The organism is Saccharopolyspora montiporae (assembly GCF_015209505.1).
Taxonomy (GTDB): domain Bacteria; phylum Actinomycetota; class Actinomycetes; order Mycobacteriales; family Pseudonocardiaceae; genus Saccharopolyspora; species Saccharopolyspora montiporae.
Window position 1 is genome coordinate 39,705 of sequence record NZ_JADEYC010000045.1, and the last position, 6,246, is coordinate 45,950.

Genomic DNA, 6,246 nt, shown 5'->3' on the forward strand with positions numbered 1-6,246 from the left:
ATCACGTGGAGGTGCCGGGAATCGAACCCGGGTCCTCCGACGCATCACCGAGACTTCTCCGTGCGCAGTCCGCTCTGTCTCTACTCGGCTTCACCGGTCACGCGGACGAGCCGGTGTGACAAGCCCAGTCGCTGTTCGGTGTCCCACTAGCTCCCGCGACCGGACCTGGTGGTGAGCCTCCTAGCTGATGCCGGATTCCGGGGCGGAGGCTAACCCGGTCCGACAGAGTTGCTCCTCGCTCAGGCAGCGAGGGCGAACTCGCGCTGACTCTTGTCGGCGCTTATTGGTTGACGGCGACGCTTCACGGTGGTCTCCCGCCTGCACCGGCACGCTTCCCTCGGATCACCGTACGGAGTCGAAACCGTTCACCCCCTTGCGACCATCCGGCCGCTCGACCACGGACCGCGTCCCGGCCCGCTCACCCAGCATAACGCCCGCCCGGGCGGCGATCATTCCCGCATCCCGCACCGGTCACTCCGACAACAGGCGCGCCGGTGTGTCGTGCAGCACCCGGCGCAGGAAACCGTCCCCGAGCCGCTCGTCGCCGTCCGCCCAACCGATGATCGCGGACAGCTGCTCGGCGTACGGGTACGGGATGTTCGGGTAGTCGGTGCCCAGCACCACCCGGTCCTGCAGATCCGCGATCCGGCCCGGCCAATCCTGCGGCAGCGGCGCGAACCGCTCGCTGAACCCGACACCGACCATGGTGGTGTCCACGTGCACCCGCGGGTACCGGCGCACCAGGTCCAGCGCCGCCGCGTAGTCCGGCATACCCGCGTGCGCGAGCACCGCCGTCAGCCGGGGATGGGACCGCAGCACCCGCTCGAAGATGTCCAGACCGGTGTGCTGACCGGGCCTGGGCCCGTTCCCGCAGTGCACGACCACCGGAACCCCGGCCTCGGCGAGCAGCCCCCACGCCCGGTCGAGCTGCTCGTCCCGCGGGTCGAACGCGCCGACCTGGACGTGCACCTTCACGCACCGCGCACCCTCGCGCAGCGCCTCGGCCAAGTAGTCGGGCGCGCCGGGCTCCGGGAACATCGTCGCGGTCGGCACCGCCTCCGGCGTGCTCGCGGCGAACTCGCGCACCCAGCCGTTCAGCCACGCGGCCATGTCCGGCTTGTGCGGGTAGACCAGCGGCGCGAAGGTGCGCACGCCCAGCTCGCGCAGGATGCGGACCCGGGTCTCCTCCGGATACCGGTAGCGCACCGGCCACGCCATGCCGTAGTGCTCCTCGGCCAGGTCGAAGAACGCCCACACCTTGTGCAGCACCCGCTCGGGCAGGAAGTGCGTGTGCAGGTCGACCAGCCCGGGAAGGCCGAGTTCGGCGATCCGGTCCGGGACCCGCTCGTCGTCCGGCGGGCCGGCCACTACGTCCGCTTGCCCTTCCGAGCGCGGCCGATCGCGCGGGCCATCTCCCGCTCGGCGTCGCGCTTGGCCATGTCGCGGCGCTTGTCGTGCGCCTTCTTGCCGCGCGCCAGCGCCAGTTCGACCTTGGCCTTGCCGTCCGAGAAGTACAGCGACAGCGGCACGAGGCTCAGCCCGCTCTCCTGGATCTTGCCGACCAGCCGGACGATCTCATCCTTGTGCATCAGCAACTTCCGGGAGCGCCGCGGCTCGTGGTTGGTCCACGTGCCCTCGGTGTACTCCGGGATGTGCACGTTGCGCAGCCACACCTCGCCGTCGTCGACGGTGGCGAACGCGTCGACCAGCGAGGCCTTGCCCTGGCGCAGGCTCTTGACCTCGGTCCCGGCCAGCACGATGCCGGTCTCGTAGGTGTCGAGCACGGACCAGTCGTGCCGCGCCTTGCGGTTCTGCGCGATCAGCTTGCGCCCGCGTTCCTTCACCATGCGTCCAACTCTAGCTCCCGCCGCGAGCACGCCGAACGGGGTTTTCGCGCGGCGCGGACGGCCACGAGCGCCCCCGGACGCGAAACGGCCCGCGGCACCCGGTGTGGACCGGGCACCGCGGGCCGGTGCCGATGCTCAGAGCCGCACGTACAGCCGCAGCGTCACGTAGCCGGTGATCGCGGACACGGCCGCGGCGACCAGCGCGAGGATCGGCGACACGACGGCTATGTCGCCCCATTCGATGGGTGGGATCACCCCGGCCCCGAACACCGGGGACATCACGCTGTCGATGAACGTGGCCTTCGCGACCACCAGGCCGAGGATCGCCAGGACCGCGCCGATCAACCCGGACACCACCGCTTCCAGCAGGAACGGCAGCTGGGTGTACCAGCGCGTGGCGCCGACCAGGCGCATGATGCCGGTCTCCGTGCGCCGGGTGAACGCGGACAGCTGGATCGTGTTCGAGATCAGCAGCAGCGCGGCCATGGCCTGGATCAACGCGATCGCGAAGGTGGCGTTGCGCACGCCGTTGAGCACGTTGAACAGCTGCCCCAGGTAGTCGGCCTGGTCGACGACGCTGTCCACACCGGCCTTGCCCTGGACCTGCTGCTCCAGCGCCGGGAAGCGCTCCGGCTCGGAGAGCTTCACGCGCAGCGAGGCGGGCATGGCCTCGGCGCGGGCCACGCTCTTGAGCTCCGGCTGGGACTCGAACACCCGGTTGAAGTTGGCGAACGCCTCTTCGCGGTTCTCGTACTCCACGCTGTCCACCCCGGAGAAGCCCTCCAGGTCGGCGAGGATGTTCGCGCAGGGCTGCTGGGCGCAGTCGGTGTCGTTGGCGGAGACGTCATCGGTCATGAACACCACGACCTCGGCCTGGTCCTGGTAGGTCTCCTGCATCTTGTCGATCATCCGGATGACAAGCAGACCGCCGCCGAGCAGACCGACCGAAATGGCCGTCGTCAGAATCATCGCGATGGTCATCGTCACGTTGCGACGGAGTCCGTTGACGACCTCGCTGAATACGAAGCTCGCACGCATCTTGTGTCAGCTTTCCTACCGGTGTCGGGGGTTTGACTCGGGGTGCGGGGGTGGCGCGCTCAGCGCCCGACGCCGTAGACACCGCGCGCGTCGTCGCGGATCACGCGGCCGAGGCTGAGCTCGACCACGCGGCGGCGCATCGAGTCGACGATGGAGTGGTCGTGCGTGGCCATGATGACCGTGGTGCCGGTGCGATTGATCCGCTCCAGCAGCAGCATGATGTCCTGGCTGGTGTCCGGGTCGAGGTTCCCGGTGGGCTCATCGCACATCAGCACCAGCGGCCGGTTGACGAAGGCCCGCGCGATCGCCACCCGCTGCTGCTCACCACCGGAGAGCTCGTGCGGCATGCGGTCCGCCTTGCCGTCCAGGCCGACCAGCTGCAGCACCTCGGGGACCACCTTGCGGATGGTGTGCCGCGGCTTGCCGATGACCTCCAACGCGAACGCCACGTTCTCCGCGACGGTCTTGTTGTTGAGCAGCCGGAAGTCTTGGAAGACACAGCCGATCCGCTGGCGCAGTCGGGGAACGCGCCGGCGCGGGAGCTTGGCGACGTTCCAGTCGGCGACGAACAGCCGGCCCCGACTGGGCACGTCCTCGCGCAGCAGCAGGCGCAGGAACGTCGACTTCCCGGACCCGGACGGGCCGATCAGGAACACGAACTCGCCCTTGTCGATGCCGACCGAGACATCTTCCAGAGCGGGCCGGGTCGACGTCTTGTACGTCTTGGACACGTGCTCAAGCCGAATCACGGGGCGTGAGCCTACCTGCGACCGTTCGAGGGACCGCGCCTCACCCACCCCGCCGACCAGCCACCGGGCGCGCGGGCCCTGCGCGGAGCCCGCCGCCGTGCCTGCGGACGGGCGTCGGTCCGGACACCGCGGCACGTTCCACCCGCGGTGCAGCGCACGGTACGACCGGGACCGACCGGACACATCGGGCCGCCTCGCTAGAACTCCTGTTCGACTCAGCGGCCCCGGCGCACGGCCGGGTCACCGCGGGCGGCGCCGGATCAGGCCGCTTCCTGCTGGCGGCGCCAGCGGATACCGGACTCCAGGAAGCCGTCGATCTCCCCGTCCAGCACGGCCTCCGGGTTGCCGACCTCGTGGTCGGTGCGCAGGTCCTTGACCATCTGGTACGGGTGCAGCACGTAGGAGCGCATCTGGTTGCCCCAGCTGGAGCCGCTGCCCTTGAGCGCGTCCAGCTCGGCGCGCTCCTGCTCCTTCTGCCTGGTCAGCAGCTTGGACTGCAGCACGCGCATGGCCGCGGCCTTGTTCTGCAGCTGCGACTTCTCGTTCTGGCAGGACACGACGATGCCGGTCGGCTGGTGGGTGATCCGCACCGCCGAGTCGGTCGTGTTGACGCTCTGCCCGCCGGGACCCGAGGACCGGAACACGTCCACCCGGATGTCCTTCTCCGGGATCTCGACGTGGTCGGTCTCCTCCACCACGGGAAGCACCTCCACCCCGGCGAACGAGGTCTGCCTGCGGCCCTGGTTGTCGAACGGCGAGATGCGCACCAGCCGGTGCGTGCCCTGCTCCACGGACAGCGTGCCGTAGGCGTACTGGGCGTTGACCTGGAAGGTGACCGACTTCAGCCCGGCCTCCTCGGCGTACGAGGTGTCGTAGACCTCCACCGGGTACTCGTGGCGCTCGGCCCAGCGCAGGTACATCCGCATCAGCATCTCGGCGAAGTCCGCGGCGTCCACCCCGCCGGCCTCCGCACGGATGGTGACCACGGCCTCCCGCGAGTCGTACTCGCCGGACAGCAGGGTGCGGACTTCGAGCGCCTCCAGATCCTTGCGCAGCCGCGCCCGCTCCTCGTCGGCCTCGGCGAGCCCCGCGGAGTCGGCTTCGGCTTCGCTGAGCTCGTAGAGCACCTCCAGGTCCTCCACGCGCTGGCGCATCTCGGTGATCCGGCGCAGGTCGGCCTGGCTGTGCACCAGCTGGCTGCTGACCCGCTGGGCGTACTCGACGTTATCCCAGAGGTCGGGCTTGGCGGCCTCGGTCTCCAGCTCCGTGATCTTGCTGCGCAACGCGTCCAGATCCATCACGCTCTCGATGTTTTCGAGAGTGCTGGACAGTTCCTTGAGCTCGCTTGCGACGTCGGGATTCACAGTGCTCAGGGTACGTCACCGGCGCAGCGCTCCCCACGAGGACGGCCGCTCGGCGCGGGGCGAGCCGCTGCGCCGGGCGACCGAGCGCGTGGCCGGACACCGCGCCCTCGTCACTTCGGGATGTTGTCCAGCAGCTTGATGATGGCCCGGTTGTGGGCGACGGTGAAATCGGCCGCGGCCTTCTCGTACGGGTCGTCGGCGGTCTTGGCCGCGTTCTTGGCCTCGTCCAGCTTCTGGGTGTACTGGGTCCGCGCGGACGCCACGAGGTTGGCGCGCTGCTTGGCGGTCAGCGACCCGGAGTAGACGAGTCGCAGGATGAGCGGGCTGCGGACGTTGTCCGGCCCCGGTTCGGTGTTCAGCCACGTTTTGAAGGCGCGCTTGCCCGCGGCGGTGATCGCGTACTGCTGGCTGGAACGGGGTCCCTGCTTGCCGAGGCGCAGCAGGCCCGCATCGGTGAGCGCCGGCAGCTCCCGGTACACCTGGCTGCGGGTGACGCTGAAGAACCCGCCGAAGCGCTCGGTAGCGGCAGCAACCAGCTGACCACCGGTCTTCGGCCCTTCGTGCAGTAGCCCCAACAGGGCGGCGGATGTCGCGTTCAGCTCGGTCACGGACCCAACGGTGCCACGCCGCCATGATGCTGTCCACAGTGGTCCGCAGATCTGTCCACAGTGGTTGCAATCCGCTGGTCCGAGTGGACGAGGCGTTCGGCCATCAGCGCGAGATCCCGCCGGCCGCCGACCACGCTCGGCGAGCACGGTGGCGGGATGACTGGTCCGAGCGCCCGCGCGCACTGCGCCCAACGGCCGCGCCGTTCCCCTGTCCGAGGGTTCTTGGCCGCGCGAAGAGGTGCTATCGCCGGCGGCCTCTGCACAACGGCGCGGTCCGCGAGGAAGCTACCGGGCACCGCAGTCGAGCACTCGGAGGTAGGACGGTGCATCGGAGTTGGCCGCGCATCCCGTCCCCGGCAGGCGCCGCCCGGGAGCGGCATGCCGTTTCGGTTCAGCGTACTGCCGCCACCAGCAGCTGCGCCGTGTGCGGGCGGGCGATGCGCACCCCGCCGGACCCGGACGGCGGGAGCGGGGTCTGCTCCCCGGAGTGCGCCAAGGTCTGGGCCGCCGACCGGGATTGACGCTCGCGCACCACCGGCCCCGGCCGTGCGCTCGGGCCCCTCGCGCCTCGACGACGCATAGTTCGGCCACCGCTCGCGCACGTCGCGCACGAGAAGGGCCCCGGCCGAAGCCGGGGCCC

7 protein-coding genes and 1 other RNA gene are annotated in these 6,246 nt (G+C 69.9%); all 8 read right to left on the reverse strand.

Features of this window, described 5'->3' with window-relative positions:
• Window positions 1-3 precede the first annotated feature (3 nt).
• The 8 genes from ssrA to IQ251_RS19125 all read right to left on the reverse strand — a co-directional run bounded on the left by ssrA (window position 4) and on the right by IQ251_RS19125 (window position 6,138).
• Window positions 4-373: a transfer-messenger RNA gene (gene ssrA, locus IQ251_RS19090) on the reverse strand.
• A gap of 98 nt (window positions 374-471) precedes the next feature.
• Entirely contained in the window at window positions 472-1,368 is an 897-nt protein-coding gene (locus tag IQ251_RS19095) for an amidohydrolase family protein (RefSeq protein WP_370591506.1), read from the reverse strand.
• A complete protein-coding gene (gene smpB / locus IQ251_RS19100; RefSeq protein ID WP_193930397.1) occupies window positions 1,368-1,847 on the reverse strand; it encodes an SsrA-binding protein SmpB in 480 nt (159 codons plus the stop codon). The genes IQ251_RS19095 and smpB overlap by 1 nt, the downstream gene beginning before the upstream one ends.
• A gap of 135 nt (window positions 1,848-1,982) precedes the next feature.
• Window positions 1,983-2,885, reverse strand: coding sequence for a permease-like cell division protein FtsX (gene ftsX / locus IQ251_RS19105; RefSeq protein WP_193930399.1), 903 nt, complete (start codon window positions 2,883-2,885; stop codon window positions 1,983-1,985).
• A 59-nt stretch (window positions 2,886-2,944) separates the two neighbouring features.
• Window positions 2,945-3,634 carry a cell division ATP-binding protein FtsE gene (gene ftsE / locus IQ251_RS19110; RefSeq protein WP_193930401.1) on the reverse strand — a complete coding sequence of 230 codons (690 nt, stop codon included), beginning with the start codon at window positions 3,632-3,634 and terminating at the stop codon, window positions 2,945-2,947.
• 260 nt (window positions 3,635-3,894) lie between these two features.
• Window positions 3,895-4,998 carry a peptide chain release factor 2 gene (gene prfB, locus IQ251_RS19115; protein ID WP_193930403.1) on the reverse strand — a complete coding sequence of 368 codons (1,104 nt, stop codon included), beginning with the start codon at window positions 4,996-4,998 and terminating at the stop codon, window positions 3,895-3,897.
• Window positions 4,999-5,108: 110 nt separating this feature from the next.
• Window positions 5,109-5,606: a PadR family transcriptional regulator gene (locus IQ251_RS19120; protein ID WP_193930405.1), complete on the reverse strand. Its 498-nt coding sequence runs from the start codon at window positions 5,604-5,606 to the stop codon at window positions 5,109-5,111.
• Between the two features lie 391 nt (window positions 5,607-5,997).
• Window positions 5,998-6,138, reverse strand: a complete 141-nt coding sequence (locus IQ251_RS19125) for a hypothetical protein (protein WP_193930407.1) — start codon at window positions 6,136-6,138, stop codon at window positions 5,998-6,000.
• Window positions 6,139-6,246 lie beyond the last annotated feature (108 nt).

What these genes read in the sequence shown, in the direction of transcription:
- smpB (WP_193930397.1), bottom strand. Translation starts at nt 1,847, where the DNA reads ATGGTGAAGGAACGCGGGCGCAAGCTGATCGCGCAGAACCGCAAGGCG.
- ftsX (WP_193930399.1), bottom strand. Translation starts at nt 2,885, where the DNA reads ATGCGTGCGAGCTTCGTATTCAGCGAGGTCGTCAACGGACTCCGTCGC.